This is a genomic window from Selenomonas timonae, assembly GCF_014250475.1.
GTDB lineage: Bacteria > Bacillota > Negativicutes > Selenomonadales > Selenomonadaceae > Centipeda > Centipeda timonae.
The window spans coordinates 456,940-472,302 of record NZ_CP060204.1 but is presented as its reverse complement, the minus strand read 5'-3'; the positions used below and the strand labels follow the sequence as shown (position 1 = coordinate 472,302).

General features: G+C 57.2%; 16 protein-coding genes. 3 read left to right on the top strand and 13 right to left on the bottom strand.

The features are described from left to right. The first annotated feature begins 141 nt into the window (after positions 1-141). On the top strand, positions 142-576 hold the full coding sequence (locus H1B31_RS02220; RefSeq protein WP_185980733.1) for a flavodoxin: 435 nt from the start codon (positions 142-144) through the stop codon (positions 574-576). Positions 577-659: 83 nt separating this feature from the next. Here H1B31_RS02220 and H1B31_RS02215 read toward each other — a convergent pair whose 3' ends face one another. Genes H1B31_RS02215 through H1B31_RS11340 form a run of 3 tightly spaced genes read right to left on the bottom strand, consistent with a single transcriptional unit; the run spans position 660 to position 1,508 of the window. Then, positions 660-935, bottom strand: a complete 276-nt coding sequence (locus H1B31_RS02215) for a GNAT family N-acetyltransferase (protein WP_185980732.1) — start codon at positions 933-935, stop codon at positions 660-662. Beyond that, positions 932-1,090: a hypothetical protein gene (locus H1B31_RS11345; RefSeq protein WP_226372129.1), complete on the bottom strand. Its 159-nt coding sequence runs from the start codon at positions 1,088-1,090 to the stop codon at positions 932-934. Before H1B31_RS11345 ends, H1B31_RS02215 begins: the two co-directional genes overlap by 4 nt. Before the next feature lie 52 nt (positions 1,091-1,142). Next, the gene (locus H1B31_RS11340) at positions 1,143-1,508 is read right to left on the bottom strand and encodes a DUF4303 domain-containing protein (RefSeq protein ID WP_226372128.1); all 366 of its coding nucleotides are present in this window, start codon (positions 1,506-1,508) and stop codon (positions 1,143-1,145) included. Positions 1,509-1,659: 151 nt separating this feature from the next. Between H1B31_RS11340 and H1B31_RS02205 the strand changes: the two genes are divergently transcribed. Further along, positions 1,660-3,288: a malolactic enzyme gene (locus H1B31_RS02205; RefSeq protein WP_185980731.1), complete on the top strand. Its 1,629-nt coding sequence runs from the start codon at positions 1,660-1,662 to the stop codon at positions 3,286-3,288. Positions 3,289-3,525: 237 nt separating this feature from the next. On the opposite strand, the gene H1B31_RS02200 is transcribed toward H1B31_RS02205, so the two are convergent. The 6 genes from H1B31_RS02200 to H1B31_RS02175 all read right to left on the bottom strand — a co-directional run bounded on the left by H1B31_RS02200 (position 3,526) and on the right by H1B31_RS02175 (position 9,880). Beyond that, positions 3,526-3,741, bottom strand: coding sequence for a hypothetical protein (locus H1B31_RS02200; RefSeq protein WP_185980730.1), 216 nt, complete (start codon positions 3,739-3,741; stop codon positions 3,526-3,528). Positions 3,742-3,799: 58 nt separating this feature from the next. Next, positions 3,800-5,833 (bottom strand): autotransporter outer membrane beta-barrel domain-containing protein, encoded by a 2,034-nt coding sequence (locus H1B31_RS02195; protein WP_185980729.1) that lies wholly within the window; start codon positions 5,831-5,833, stop codon positions 3,800-3,802. Between the two features lies 1 nt (position 5,834). Beyond that, complete coding sequence (locus tag H1B31_RS02190) at positions 5,835-6,797, bottom strand: glycosyltransferase family 8 protein (RefSeq protein WP_185980728.1); 963 nt, start codon at positions 6,795-6,797, stop codon at positions 5,835-5,837. Between the two features lie 275 nt (positions 6,798-7,072). Then, positions 7,073-8,182, bottom strand: coding sequence for a Txe/YoeB family addiction module toxin (locus H1B31_RS02185; protein ID WP_185980727.1), 1,110 nt, complete (start codon positions 8,180-8,182; stop codon positions 7,073-7,075). Further along, on the bottom strand, positions 8,182-8,436 hold the full coding sequence (locus H1B31_RS02180; protein WP_185980726.1) for a type II toxin-antitoxin system Phd/YefM family antitoxin: 255 nt from the start codon (positions 8,434-8,436) through the stop codon (positions 8,182-8,184). Before H1B31_RS02180 ends, H1B31_RS02185 begins: the two co-directional genes overlap by 1 nt. Before the next feature lie 121 nt (positions 8,437-8,557). After that, positions 8,558-9,880: an S-layer homology domain-containing protein gene (locus H1B31_RS02175; RefSeq protein WP_185980725.1), complete on the bottom strand. Its 1,323-nt coding sequence runs from the start codon at positions 9,878-9,880 to the stop codon at positions 8,558-8,560. A 264-nt stretch (positions 9,881-10,144) separates the two neighbouring features. On the opposite strand from H1B31_RS02175, the gene dpaL reads away from it, so the two are divergent. Further along, the gene (gene dpaL, locus H1B31_RS02170) at positions 10,145-11,344 is read left to right on the top strand and encodes a diaminopropionate ammonia-lyase (protein WP_185980724.1); all 1,200 of its coding nucleotides are present in this window, start codon (positions 10,145-10,147) and stop codon (positions 11,342-11,344) included. Positions 11,345-11,643: 299 nt separating this feature from the next. Here the strand turns inward: dpaL and H1B31_RS02165 are convergent, their stop codons facing one another. From H1B31_RS02165 to H1B31_RS02150, 4 genes are all read right to left on the bottom strand, one after another. Next, positions 11,644-12,018, bottom strand: a complete 375-nt coding sequence (locus H1B31_RS02165; RefSeq protein WP_185980723.1) for a TIGR02328 family protein — start codon at positions 12,016-12,018, stop codon at positions 11,644-11,646. A 259-nt stretch (positions 12,019-12,277) separates the two neighbouring features. After that, positions 12,278-13,168, bottom strand: coding sequence for an LPP20 family lipoprotein (locus H1B31_RS02160; protein WP_185980722.1), 891 nt, complete (start codon positions 13,166-13,168; stop codon positions 12,278-12,280). A 66-nt stretch (positions 13,169-13,234) separates the two neighbouring features. Beyond that, on the bottom strand, positions 13,235-13,903 hold the full coding sequence (locus tag H1B31_RS02155) for a CsgG/HfaB family protein (protein WP_185980721.1): 669 nt from the start codon (positions 13,901-13,903) through the stop codon (positions 13,235-13,237). 331 nt (positions 13,904-14,234) lie between these two features. Then, entirely contained in the window at positions 14,235-15,359 is a 1,125-nt protein-coding gene (locus H1B31_RS02150) for a hypothetical protein (RefSeq protein ID WP_185980720.1), read from the bottom strand. Positions 15,360-15,363 lie beyond the last annotated feature (4 nt).

Below are 15,363 nucleotides of genomic sequence, written 5' to 3'. Positions count from 1 at the left end.
TAGAAGATATTTTGTTACAGTATAACATTCCTGTCAAGTACAAATAGTAATGAGAAAAAATTTCAAAATAGATTGCATGAGAGCCTGAGAAATGTTATCATCGTAAAAGTAAGTGAATATAATCCCAAAGGAGGTTTTTACATGGCAAAGATTGCAGTTGTATTTTGGAGCGGCTCGGGCAATACCGAGGCGATGGCGAACGCGGTCATGGAAGGGGTTGCAAAGGGCGGCGCGGAGGGCGAGCTCATCCGCGTCGGCGACTTCTCCGCTGACCGCATCGCGGACTACGACGGGATCCTTATGGGCTGCCCCGCCTGCGGTACGGAGGAGCTCGACGAGGGCGAGTTCGAGCCGTTCTTCGTCGAGGCGGAGAACCATCTGAAGGACGTGAAGGTCGGGCTGTTCGGCTCATACGGCTGGGGCGGCGGCGCGTTCATGGACACGTGGACGGAGCGCGTCAATGCGGCGGGCGGCACAATGGTCGCGGACGGTGTGACCTGCGAGCTCGAGCCGGATGACGATGCACTCGCTGCGTGCACGGCACTCGGTGAGGCGATGGCAAAGGCGGTCGGCTGAAAAGAATAAATGCAGAAAAAGGGACTGTTGCACGAAGTTTTCTAACTTCGTGCAACAGTCCCTTTTTGTCGAACGGATTCCACTCAGTCTGCAAGCACGTCGGTGTATTCCTCCCTGCCGCGCATCATCTTCTCTGCATAGGAGCAGATGGGGACGATCTTTGCCCCGTCACTGCGTGCCGCCGCGATGAGCACCTCGATCAAACGGCGTGCGATGCCCTGCCCTCCATAGGCGGGGTCAACCTCTGTATGCGTGATGACCCAGCGTCTGCCCTCGTCCTCGATCTCTGCAAATCCGACGCGTTTTTCACCGTCATACGCCGCGCTGCGGCTCGCCTCGGCTTCCCATATGATGTTCATGCCAATGCTCCTTTCACACCCGCCCTTGCAAGCGCATCTGCGGGATCTTCGTCATGGTCGATGCAGAACGAGATAAAGTCCGCTGTTTTCGGTATGCGCTTGAACACGTCCGTTTCGCGAAACGCCGCCAGAATCTCATCACAGAGTTGGAGCATGTCGGCGCATTGCCGTTCGATATCGTCCTGATATTGCGCAGCAAGTTCGTCTTCACTGAATAACTCGATCTCCGAGTTGGAGCATGTCGGCGCATTGCCGTTCGATATCGTCCTGATATTGCGCAGCAAGTTCGTCTTCACTGAATAACTCGATCTCCGAGATATCCGTATGCTCCCAATCGCCGGGATTGTATCGGAGATCCTTTATGGACGCCGCATCCGTGCAGTAGCGCTTGTCGTCCTCCTGATAGTCCCGCAGCGTCTGCCGGAAATCGTCCTCTGTGTTCATACAGACTAGAAATTCAGCGTATTCCGTATTGCAGTCAAATGCCAGCGCGTAAAATGCCGAATGCAGATGTTCGTTTAGAAAATTTTCCATATCGGCAGAAATCTGCGTAATGATCGCTTCTTTTTGCATGTCCGTTCACCTCGCTGGAATTATTATATCATAGCCGGGCAAAAAAGGGGCATTGCAGTGCAGCTGATTATAAACATCTGAGATACAGGAAAACGACGCGCGCTTCCCGAATATAGACAGAAGGGGATTCATCTGCGAAAAGGAGAAAAATATGGACAAGAAGGGGTACGAACTGCTGGGCGATCCGTTTCTGAACAAGGGGACGGCGTTCAGCGCAGAGGAGCGCGCCGCATATGGGCTGACGGGGCTGCTGCCGCCGCACATCGACACGATCGAGGAGCAGGCGGAGCGCATCTATCAGCAGATGGAGCGCAAGAGTTCGGGGATCGAGAAGCGCCGCTTTCTCATGGAGGTATTCAACCGCAACCGCCGCCTTTTCTACTATGTATTCCGTCAGCACATCGTGGAGTTAATGCCGACCGTCTACGATCCCGTGATCGCGGAGAGCATTCAGCAGTACAGCGAGCAGTTCATCAACCCTCAGGAGACCGCCTATCTCTCCATCGACCGCCCCGAGGAGATCGAGGAGACACTGCGCGCGGCGGCGGGCGGGCGTGAGATCCGCCTGATCGTTGCAACGGATGCGGAGGGCATCCTCGGCATCGGCGACTGGGGGACGAACGGCGCGGACATCGCCGTCGGAAAATTGATGGTATATACAGCGGCGGCGGGGATCGACCCCGCGTCGGTGCTGCCCGTCATGCTCGATTGCGGGACGAACCGCGAGAGTCTGCTCCGCGACCCGCTCTATCTCGGCAATCGGCACGCGCGCGTGCGCGGCAAGGCGTATGATGATTTCATCGACAGCTTTGTGCAGACAGCGGAGCGGCTTTTCCCGCAACTCTACCTGCATTTTGAGGACTTCGGGCGGCCGAACGCCGCGCCTATCCTACGCCGCTACCAAAAGACCTATCCCGTCTTCAACGACGACTGTCAGGGGACGGGCATCATCACGCTCGCGGGGTTGCTCGGCGCGATGAAGATCAACGGGCAGAGGCTCACGGAGCAGACCTATATGTGCTTCGGCGCGGGCACGGCGGGCGCGGGCATCACGGCGCGCATCTGCCGCGAGATGGTCGAGCAGGGGCTGAGTGAGGAGGAGGCGCGCGCGCGTTTCTACCTTGTGGATAGGCAGGGGCTGCTGTTTGACGATATGGGAGATCTGACGCCCGAGCAAAAGCCGTTTGCGCGCAGCCGCAGTGAGTTCGACCATGCGGACTCGCTGACGAGCCTGACCGCCGCCGTGATGGCGGTGAAGCCGACCATCCTCGTCGGCACGTCGACGATGCCGGGCGCGTTCACGGAGACCATCGTGCGTGCAATGGCATCGTGGTGTGACCATCCGATCATCTTCCCCCTGAGCAATCCGACGGAACTTGCCGAGGCGACGGCGGAGGATCTGATCCGCTGGTCGGACGGGCGCGCGATGGTCGCAACGGGTGTTCCACGTGATCCCGTGTCCTACCGTGGCACGACGTACGAGATCGGACAAGCGAACAATGCGCTCATCTACCCGGGGCTTGGGCTTGGAAGTATGGCGGTCGATGCACGGCTCGTCACAGATGAGATGATCTCCGCTGCGGCGCACGCGCTCGGCGCGTTCCTCACGCCAGAGGCAAAGGGGGCTGCTGTTATCCCTCCCGTCGCACGTCTCACAGAGTTCTCGGCTGCCGTTGCCGTTGCCGTTGCAGAGTGCGCCGTAAAGCAGGGGCTGAACCGTCAGCCCGTATCGGATGTGAAGGCTGCCGTCGAGGCGATGGTCTGGAAGGCAGAGTATTAGGGAGGCGCTGAGAATGCGCTCAAGATCTCGGAGAATGGTCTGCTCAGACTGCTCTGAGCGCGTAGGAAAAGACAACCGTACGAAGGTCAAACGCCTTCGTGCGGCTGCCTTTTGTGTTCCTGTGCGCCCTTGCTCAGTCGGCAAGCACGTCCGCGTATTTCTTCCTTTCCGTGCAAGCGGTCAGAATAAATCGCTGTGCGTGCCGGTTCGTACAAGTGTGAGAGTAATTTTTGCTCTTCAAATTTGTAAAGCCTTGAGATCCCTCATCAGCTCCTCTACGCTGTGGAAGGGACCCACGAGGTTTCGTTGATGCTCAACGTCCTCAATGGCGGCACGCGTTTCCTCATTGTAGGCGGCGGTGTATGATGTGAGGGAGCGGCGGGCAAGTTCTTCCAGCGTGATTTGCTGATCGGCAGCAACGCGGGTGAGATGCGCCGCGAGTGAATCTTTCATGGATAGAAAAAAGCTGCGGCACGGGGATTTTGCCCCCATGCCGCAGCCTTTGTGTTTCTTAGAACCCAACACGCACGCCGAGGTTTGCTTTCCAGTTCTCCTTGATGGCATCTGCGCCCGCGGTGCGGCTGACCTCGCCGTAGAGATCAGCTCTGCCGACGCGGCGCGCAAAGCCGAGACCATACTCGAAATAGCTGTCCCGCGCCGAATAGCTGCGGTCAATGGCGGTGGAGCCATAGGTCGCACGCATATGGAGGTCGCCCTTGAACTCATGCAGGAAGCCGAGTTTCAGATAGACCGAGCCCATCGCGTCCTCATAGCCGATCTGCGTGCCGATGCGCCCGATGAGGGTGGTGACGGCATCATTGTCAACGCGCGCGCCCGGCAGTCCCGCCGCACGCATTGTGTAGGAAGTGCCGCCGATGCGTCCGTAGTTCAGCTCCGCCTGTGGCGTCCAGTAGAAATGACCGCGCAGGGGCATCCGCCGCCCGTATTCGACGGAGATATTCCAGCCGTTCACGCCGTAGCCGCCCGTAAATGCCGACCCATCAAAGACGGCAGTCGCATTGTTCGTCATGCGCCCGTATTTCACAATCGCGTCGAGGTAGTCGCCGCGTTTGCCCATGTAGCTGCCGTATGCACCGAAGAAATGCGAACGGTAGCTGCCGTCGAGATCGCTGTTGCGTGCGCTGCCGTTCATCATCGAGGCGGCGACACCCGTAAAGAGGGTGCCGTCCTTCAGCGGGGCTGCGCGGTCAATGCCGACCTGTACGCCGCTGTACCGTCCCGTCGTAGAGTGTCTGCCGAACTCGTTCCTGCCGCCGTAGCCGCGCACCCATGCGCCGGACTCCCCGCCCGCACGCAGCGCACCCATGCGCCGATGGAGATCGTTGTTCTCGCCGCGCCATGCGCTCATCTGGGCAACCGCCATATCCATGAGGACATCGGCGGCCTGCAGCGCAGGACCCTCCGCCTCCTCATCCGTTACTAGGAGCTTCGTTATGCGCACAACCTTGCTGCCGCTCTCCACCGCCTCACTGAGCACCGGCTTTAGCGTGAAGTCGCTTCTCAGGAGACCCGCCACCTCGGTTTTCCGCATGGTGTACTCCGACGCCTCCACCGTATCGTTCGCATTGGATGAACGGAGCACCTCGATGCCGCCCGCCACCGTGGGCGCAATCTCATAGTTCGCCCGGCGCAGGGCATCGTTGACCCTCGGATTGGAGGCAACTTGCAGCTTGTAGTTATTGCCCGCCCCTGTAGCACCATTCAGCACGATATTGTCCGCCTTGTTCTGCGCGAGGTCGGTGGAGATGCGGAAGGTCGCGCCATTCAGAGCCGTCTGCGTATTGTTAAAGATCAGCGTGCGCTCCCCGACGGCAGCCGCACGCGGTGTATGCGGTGCGGCAAACGCCATGTCGATCACGCCGCCGTTCGCCGAGAGGTGGAGGCCGCGCGGCTTATTCGGATTGGTGACCCCACCCGTCCTGCCAAAATTAGCGGGGTTATTGGGATCGGAATCTGAGAGCCTATGTTCCTCCCACTCCGGGTACCACGTCGCCCCCTCCGAGAGTTCGAGGCGCACGCCGCCGTAGGCTTCCAGACTATCAGTCGCGTTCTCTTTAGTATCGCCCGCAAAGTAGGAGTCCTCGCCCCTCAGATAGAGATTAATATAGCCGTGTTTCGAGCCACCAGACGTAGACACATGGATTTTTCCTTGCAGCTGCACCGTCTTCGTTCTGTCCGGATTGATGATCAGAATCCCCGTATAATCGCCACTCGTCGCACCCCCTCTTCTGAGCGACTCAAGGATTTGGCGCGGCGAATTCAACGGATTTATAATCCTGACGTTGCCCTTGAGGGTTGCTGTATGGTCCTCATGCCGCCTTGACCAGTCATTGAAGCCCGTCACGATGATCGTTCCATCCGCTATATCCACATCATCCGTCACCGTCACATTCTCTTCATAGGTCCGAGACGTTGTGATGGTCTCAGCGAGCGCCGCTGCAGGCAGGATGCTCATGCCTAGCGTGAGTGCGAGCGCGACCTGCGCGCGCAGGCGCATCTGTTTCTTTTCTGCATTCGTCTTCATTTCAATTCTCCTTTTCGTTTTTTCCCATACGGTGTGTATGCTCCAGATAGAACTCCATCAGCCGCTCCGCCGCTGCGTGAAAGTACTGCGCCGCCGTGCGGTAGTCCTCCTCCTGCTCGGCGTGATAGCCCGCGAGGTAGGCGATGCGTGTCTCCCACGGCTCGGAGGGCGTGAGATCGCTCCACGGCGAGCCGCGCACGACCTCCCAGTACGGCGCGCGCACGCGCGGGTCTGCATAGCGAATCCACGGCTTCCCCTCGTTGAGGAAATGCCAGATCGTGTACTGCGCAGAGAAATCCACATCCCACGGCGCAAAGGCATCCATCATCCGCACATATTCCTGCCCGAGCGGCAGGAAGTCTCCGTCCAGTACATAGTTGAGCGCGTCCTGTTCGAGCAGCACGAATGACGCGCCGTGCTCCGCCCATGCCGCGAGCGTGCGTGCCGTGAGCTGCTCTGTGCGCCAGCGCGCGAGGTCGATGAGCATGACCCCCGCATTGAGGTATGCGGATCCCCTCATCCCGATCTGCGCCGCCCTCTGCTGCGCATCTCCCTCGGGTGCGGCGGCGAGTGCTGCACCCGCGAGATCGAGCGACCGGAGCGCATCCATGCGTCCGACGCAGAGCGTGTCGGCGTCGAGATAGAGGATGCGGTCAAGGCTCTGCGGCACGAGTTCCGGCATGAGAATCCGCGTAAAGACGCTGCGGTTGAGCCGCTCACGCGGGATGCCGCGCGGGAAGGCGATCTCATCCAGTGCCGCGCGTGCGTCGTAGATGCTGACCTCAGTCTGCGGAAAAGCAGTACGAAATGCTGCCAGACGGCTGATATCCTCGTCCGCAATCCCGTCGCAGACGAGATGGAACCCGAGGGGCTGCCCCTCGCTCTGCATGGCGACGGATGTCATGGCGATGCCCGCATACTTCACATAGCGCGCGTCCACACCGAATGCAATCTCGCAGCGCATTATTTTCACCACTCTCTGAAAGAATCTGTTTATACTATTGTTATTTTCTCATATATTAAGAAAAAACTCAATAAAAGTTGTCATAAACGCTGAAAGTATGTCATGAACGCAAAAGGTTTCAAATCATACGTGTGTATTTTAGTTTTTCATAGAATATTCTAAGAGGAATATCCCGAAGCCTTTACCGCAGGATTGGATAGAAAAAGGCTGCGGCATGGGGGATGACCCCGTGCCGCAGCCTTTGTGTTTTTCGAGATGTGGGAACTCCTCGCACATCATATTTTCTGATTGCCGACGCTCCAGACCTTTTTCTCGCCGTGTGTGGCGGGGCTGTTCTGCGCCATGACGCCCGAGAGCGGGTGGGGGCGATACGGCTCCTCAAGATACGCAATCTCCTCGTCCGTGAGCGTGAAGTCCACCGCCGCGACGGGGGCATCGATGTGATGCAGCTTTGTTGCGCCGACGATGGGCGAGGTGACCTTCGTGAGCAGCCATGCGAGTGAGATGACCGACATCGGGACATCGTGCCGATCGGCAAGCTCCATGACGCGCGCAATCACAGGCGCGTCCATCTCTGCCGCCGCATCGTACTTGAACCGCGCGTAGCTGTCGGCGGCAAGGCGCGCGGAGGTCTCGCCGGGACGGCGTGCGAGCCGTCCGCTTGCGAGCGCACTGTAGGGCGTCGCAGCAATGCCGCGCTCCGCGCAGTACGCCATCAGCTCGCGCTCGTCCTCGCGGTAGATGAGGTTATAGTGGTTCTGTACGGAGATGAACTCTGCCCAGCCGTGTTCGCGCGCGAGGGCGTTCGCCTCAGCAATCTGCCACGCATAGGCGTTTGCGATGCCGATATAGCGCGTCTTGCCCGATTGCACCACCGTATTCAACCCCGCCATCAGCTCCTCCATCGGGGTGTTGTAGTCCCACATATGATAGATGTAGAGGTCAACGTAGTCCATGTCGAGATTTGCGAGACTCTTGTCGAGCATGCGGCGGATATGCTCCTGCCCCGAGATGCCCGCAGCGACATCATCCGCTGTGCGCGGCAGTGTTCGGCTTCGTATCGAATCTGCATGGCGATTCCTCCTTTGTCTATTCGTAATGCATCCACATCCGTTTGACGAGAATGATGCCATCGTAGAGCTCTCCTGTCGGCGCAGCATAGCCCTCGATGTTTTCCAGCACGCATATACCAGTCGATGTTGGATGTTGATACGCCGCGAAAGATTCCCGCTCAGATTGCCAACGAGTTTTTCGTATGGCGGCGGGTTCTGAAATGGGTTGTCCTGCATGAGATTCAGCAGTGAATTTGCCTTTGTCTCAAGTCCCGCGGCCTTGAGGCGTGGCTTATCCTTTTCCGTCTGTTTGCTGAACTTAATGAGGTACATCACCACGCCTCGTCTGGGTCATACGTCGCACAGGTATCGAGCGGCTCGTGGTCAGCGGCGAGAATGCTCGCGGTCATGCCGGGGATGGCGTTCAGATAGAGCGTTTCCTGTACAGCGTTCCAGTCCTCCTCGGAGAGCAGAACCGCGTTCTTGCCGCGTGTGTTCGTGATGATGACAGGGCTGCAGTTCTCGTTTACCTCTGAGATGAGCTGATAGAGATTCCGACGTGCCGCAGTGGCGTTGATCGCAGTCATATACGCTCCTCCTTTCCATGCTTTCATTATATTGCACGCTTTTGCGTGCGTCAACGATATGTATGTGTACAAAAATACCGCAGACCGAAATCTGCGGTATCTGTGTGTGAAAATAGGGGAATCAGAAGAATAACTCGACGCGGCCGAAGAATTTGTTCATGCCGGTCTTTCCCTCGGGTTCTGCAGAGAAGATCTGATTGCCGCGGAAGTAGATAAGAGAGCCAACGATGTTCTTCTGCAGAGTGTACTGTCCGCCGAACTCCCAGCCTTTCGTGTTCCACATCGCGCCATCGAAGGTCGGGGCGATTGTTCCTGCACCGCCGATGTAACGATAGGCTGCGTAGATGCCGAATGAGCCGGGATCTGCCTCGTTTGCGCCCTTGTAACCGAGCTCAATGTTGTAGGACTTCAGATGTTCTTTCTTGATCTCTGCCGTTTCGTTGCTGTTGTTCTTCCAGTAGCCGCCAGAGAGATAGACCGTCTGCGTGGGGTGATAGGTCATGCCGAAACCATAGAAATTAAGTGGATTTTTCATCCCGATCATGTCATGGATGGCGGCCTTGTTGCCGACTCGTAGGTAGTCGATACCAAGGTGGAACTTCTCCGAGGGATCCCAGTTTGCCGTCACGCCCTGCACACTCGCCGTGGTGCCGCCAGAATAGAGCCCTTTTTCGATCGACTCCTGGATCTCATCGCCCCATGCGGCGTTCAGGAGGTTGTAGCGTCCGGCGTAGATCGTGCCCGAGACCTGCTTGTCCTTGCCGAGGGTAACAGCTGCGCCCGAAATCGTATCATCGAACAGCATCCCCTGCTCCGTGAAGATGGGCAGCTTGCCGAGCTGAATCACGGTTGAACCGTACTTGCCCTCTGCATAGGCGCGTTTGAGTTTTACATTGCCGTCATTGCCGCTGTCGGTTCGGAGGTCGATCTTGGAATCCAGTCGCGCCTTGACCGACCAGTGGCTGTTGACCTCAGCGGTGGGGTTGAGACGGAAGAGCAGCTCGTTATTCGTCTTTTTTCCGCCCGCATATTTGTCCAAGAATTCGCCGCCTGTGCGCTCATAGGTGTACTGGAGTTTTCCCTCCCACTTCACCATATCCGCATGCTTTTCGAGGTTCGACACACGTACGCCGAGGTTGTTCAGCTCGTCCGCGAACTCCGCAGCGAGGCGGTCGACGAGTGCCTTGTCCGATGCGGACATATCGCCCTTTGCCATCGCCTTTGCCGTCATCTGCGCCATCTCATAGCGCGTGATGTTGCGGTCGCCGCGATACGTGCCATCACCGTAGCCCTCGACCACCCCGTCGGCGGCGAGCTGCGACACCGCATCGTACGCCCAGTGGTCGCGCGGCACATCGCTGAACGGGTTTGCTGCCGCGAATGTCGTCGATGCTGCGCCGATGACGAGCGCCGCGCTGAGCGCGGATACCAGAGATTTCTTCATGAGAACTCCTCCTTTTGAATCTGCGGGAGGAAGACGTGCCTATGTTTCCAATGAGATGCATTGTGTCTGCGGCGAATATCTTCCTTCCGCACCAATACTGAGATTAAATCTTATTATATAGCGCAATGAAAACAATTGTCAAGCGAAAGATTCAGAAAAATACATCATGAAAAGAATATATTCGATGATTTCCTTACTAATGATTTGCGTGTGTGCTATAATGAAAGAAAAACGTGGGACAATGATTGTTGGGAGGAATCTACGATGAACGAATCCATCAAGGCGGTGCATCTTGCACATATGGACAGCGCACGTGCAGATGCCACGGCGTTCGATTCGGGCGCAACGGCACGCGCGGTCGCGTTCCATCGGAGCCTGCCGGACTATGAGCCGACGCCGCTTGCCGATCTTCGGCGGCTCTCGACAGGACTCGGACTCGGGCGGCTCGCGGTGAAGGATGAGAGCAAGCGGTTCGGGCTGAACGCATTCAAGGGGCTCGGCGCAAGCTACGCAGTCGCATGTTATCTCGCGCAGTACCTCGGACTCTCCGAGGGCGAGATGACCTATGAGAACCTACAGAAGCCCGCGTACCGCGAGCAGCTGCGCAAGGTCACGCTCGTCACGGCGACCGACGGCAACCATGGGCGCGGCATCGCGTGGGCGGCAAAAATTTTTGGGCTGTTTGCCCATGTCTTTATGCCCAAGGGCGGCTCGACCGAGCGTCTGGCGAACATTCGCGGACTTGGTGCGGAGGCATCGTTTACGACGTACAACTATGACGACACCGTGCGCCATGCGGCGAATCTCGCAAAGGAAAAGGGCTGGGTGCTCGTGCAGGATACGGCGTTTGACGGCTATACCGAGATCCCGCTCCGGATCATGCAGGGCTATACGACACTTGCACATGAAGCCATAGAGCAATACGGCGAACTGCCGACGCACATCTTTTTGCAGGCGGGTGTCGGGTCGCTGCCCGCTGCGATCACGGGCTACTTCGCCGCACACGATCGGGAGAAGCGCCCCGTCATCACGATTGTCGAGCCGAACCGCGCGGACTGCATCTACCGCACGGCTGCCGCCAGCGACGGTGAGCGGCATATCGTGACGGGCGAGATCAACTCCATCATGGCGGGGCTGTCCTGCGGCGAGCCGAATCCAATTGCATGGGAGATTCTGAAAGACTACGCCGACCACTTCGTCTCCGTGCCCGAATGGGTCGCGGCAAAGGGCATGCGCATCCTCGGCAATCCGCTCGATGATGATCCGCGCGTCATCTCGGGCGAGAGCGGTGCCGTCACCACGGGTCTCATTGCCGAGCTCATGCAGAACACGAGCCTCGACTACCTGCGCGACCGCATCGGACTCAATAAGGATTCGCGCATCCTCTGCATCTCCACCGAGGGCGACACCGACCGCACGAACTATCGGCGTGTGGTGTGGGATGGATTGTATCCGAGCTATTGATCATAAATAGACACAAAATGCCCCTGCGCCGAAACGGTGCAGGGGCATTTTCATAGGCGAAAGTGTTCCTGTCGCATCATATCAAATAAGGATCTTGCAGTTCTTGTACATCTCCCTCAGCCAGAGAAGCCTCCGCTCTTGCAGTCGTGCGACAAATAGTACCATGAGAAGTCGTACCGCTTCTATATTTCAAGGATTACAGTATGTTATTTGTCTGCGAAGTTTGAGTCATATAATATTTCTCTTGATACAGCTCCCTTTTCCAGTTTATCTTCAACTTCTTTTATTTTTATATCAATCTACTCCTCCACAACTAAATGTATCCCTTTATCTCTTAAATTTTCTATGCAATCAGCCAGATATTCAATATTATGCTCTTTGTAAATTGGACTGCCTATAATTTCCTCTTTAAGATTATCGTACTTTTCTGCTGTCCTTCCTCTATAATTTTTATCTTTCCATTCCGCAGAAACATTATATCCTCTTTTTTCCATCTCCTCCATAACCAATACATGGTAAATAAAAAGATGATACGGGGAATATGTAAACACATAGTCCACAGTTTTATGTTTCTTTTTCCATCCATTGCCCCTCAGAGCACAACATTCCCTATGTTGTCCAAGAAGCTGATTTTTGGGCAATAAGTGGATAAGTTTTTCATGCCATAGTCTCATATTGTTCTCCTGTTAACAAAGTTGATTTTTCTAAGGAATCGCTGATAAAATGAAGTCCGTCAGATTGACGCATCTTTTTTGCCCGCACTGTGCCCACGATCCTCCACATAGCTTTGGTTATGCGTCCGGTTTGCCTCCTTGTTCGGACGAAAAAATCTACGCCAATCTGAGGGTCTATTTTATCAGCGATTCCCAAGATTCATAACGCAAAAACTCCCGAGGCTGCCCTCGGGAGTTTCGTATCTGTCGTTCTTGCGGATCAGCGGACAAAGACGACGGAGCCGTTCATGAGCATCTGACTCTGTGCATTTGCCGCGAGAATGCGGTCGCCATCGTCAACGGAGACAACGACGTTGACAGGGTTCGTGGAGTTGTTGCCGCCACGCACCTGCACTGCCTTGACGACGAGCGGGCTGCCGCCAATGCGCGGGAGGGTCTGCGCGGAGGAGAGGCTGCTGGAGTAGCCAACCATGCCCTGCGAGATCGCCTGATCGTAGTTGATGTTGGAGACGCCGTAGATGGCGCGGCCGTTCGTGTCATAGATGACGGGGGAGAAGCTGGGCTTGAGACCCATGCCGCTTGCATCCACAATGACGCCCGTATAGCCTACGCCGCTGGTCTGGATCTGCGCGGTGATGGTGGCGGAGATGACCGGCGGAGGCGGGGTGGGCGCCGTGTTCTGACGGATGGCGGGCATGATCGCGGAGGAGAGTCCCTGCGTGCCGTACATCGGCATGGACATGACCACGTGGTAGCTGCCGTCGGGCATGAGCTGCTCTTCGACGACCGTCGCGCCCTTGACGAGGGCGCTAACCTTGGTCTTCACGACATCGCTGGTTGTGACGAAGTTCTCGACGGTGGTCTCAGCGTCCACCTGCACGCCATTGATCTGCTCGGCAAGGTTGCGCTGTGCATCCACGATTGCCGCACGGCGCGCCATGATGTTTGCACGCGAGCCGTATACGCCGGTCGGCGGCGTGCCGAAGCCCTCTGCTGTGATCGCGCCCTCGTCCCACATGGCTGCCGCATGGGCGGACTGCATGAGGGAGATGGAGGGGAGGAGGGTGTCCGGCGTTGCCGCAAAGCCTGCGCTCAGGGCGAACACGCCTGCCATGGCGCTGACGAGCGCCTTTTTCTTCAGGTTCTTCATAGTCGTCGCTCCTTTGAATTGAATCGGAAAAGTTCTGGGGAGACAGATCCCGTGGAATCCGTCAAATTAATGCTTCTTTCCCTTGTTGACGCCCATCTTCGTAAAGATGCCCTCTTTGCCGTTCACAGCGTCCTTGGTCGCCTTGGAGACGGCGTTGAACGCCATCTCTTCGCTGATGCCTGTCGAGCCGACCATGATGATACCGCCGTCCGTGGCAGCGCCCGCAGAGACGTGCTTCGAGGTGCCCTTGCCCTGTCCGACGAGGACGACGCGTCCCGTGGAGACCTCGACGATGCGGATTGTGACGTTCGCGGTAACGCTATCCTGACTGCCAACCATGCCACCGAGGAGTGCGCCGAGTGCCATCGTATTGCTTTTTGCCGAGAGGTTCGTGACGGCGCCGAAGATCTTGTACTCCGCGCCGCTGAGATTGCCGACCTCGACGGCGGTATCCGGGTTAACGAGACCGGTCATACCGAGGCTCTGCTCATCCACGAGTCCCTGCAGCTCGATACGCTCGATGACCTGGAAGACATCGGGGCGGTCAGTGATGAGGGCGGTAAGCTCCTCGGTTGCGATGCCCGCGCGGTCGCCGAATCCGTCCCACTGGTATGGCACCTTGTTCTGGAAGGGCATGATTGCCACAGTGGGGTTGTCGTAGAGTCCCGCCTGACAGACGGAGCCCACCATCAGGCCTCCGAGAAGGACAATGATGCCCATCATTTTTCTAAACATACAATTCCTCCTTAAATGATCCAATGGCTCCCTGCGTGCACCGCGCGGACGGGCGGAGGTCGATGGGGGCAGAAAACACGCGCACTGCCCACCGTGGGTGCATGGATGATGACATGGATATGTCGTCTCATATTTTAACATAAATGAAAAGAAATGGGAACTGTAGTATATGACAGGTTAAAAAGTCCTGTTTTCTGAATAGTTACGTGAAATGACAGGATTCGCGCGGCTTACGGGGATTGCAGCGGACTTAGGAGGTGGAAAAATTTTTTTCAAAAAAATTAAAAACCGTCCACATGAAGCTCTACTTCATGTGGACGGTGGATTCTCCTCAGCGGAGGGTAATCTTGATTTCGCTTGCGCTGGTGCTCTCGACGAAGATGGAGAGGCTGGTGTCGCGTTGGAGCATCTGAAGGATGGTGAACGGCTGCTGCGAGGAGGCGATGTCGATGGTCGTCTTGCCCGCATTCGTGCCGCGCACGTAGACATCCTGTACCCCGCGCAGACCCTTCAGCTCCTTGACGAGCTGCTCGACGAGCGAGAAATCGCTTGCGCGGACGGTGAGCTGGATGCCGGAGAAAGCGCTCGCCGCTGCCTTCAGGAACTGCTGCTCGAGCTTCTCTGCCGCCTTGACGGCTGCCGTCTGACGCGACTTGCGGCGCGCGAGGTTTTCACTGTTCTCGACGCCCTGACCATCGACGGAGTAGGTGCCGATGATTGTGCCTGTGCCGAACGAGATGATCTTGAGGTCGAGATGGGTACGCGCCGAGGACATGGGCGACGTGATGTAGCCGCCCTTGTTGTTCGGGAGCTTGATATCATAGCCCTCTGCGTGGCTGCGTCCGATGACGAGGTAGTCGATCGGGCGGTCAGCACTGCTCGTACCGTATGGGAGGAGGCTGTCGCCGCGGTACATGGCGTTCAGCACGGCAGAGTCCTGCAGCTGCGAGACGAGGTTCACGTCGACGACGTGCTTGAAGCCGACCTCGAGCAGACGCTCGTTGAGTGCGGTCTCGAGGATCGTGTCATGACCGGGGAGGCCGTTGTAGCTGTTGTCGAGATCCGAATCGTCGGAGAGAATGACGACGCCGATGCGCGGATCATTGAGGCGCATGACGGCATCGAGACGCTTCATGAACGCTGAGTTCGCATCGGTGTTCACGTCGACGTTTGCACGGACGCGGTACTCGCCGCCCACGTTGGACTCGCTGATGACCTGGATGTTCTGAACGTAGCCCTGGGCGTGGGAGAGGATCTCATCCAGCTCCACGGCGGTGTTCGAGACAACGGTATTGGAGTTGATATACATACCCGCGACCTGCTCCACGGCAGTGCGTGCAGCGTCGCGCATGGCGGAGTCGCGATCGACGCCCACGCCGTCAACAGTGACGGTCTGTGCGAGCGCAGTCTGTGCAATCGCCATGCAGAGGAAAAGCGCGATGAGAATTTTCTTCATAACG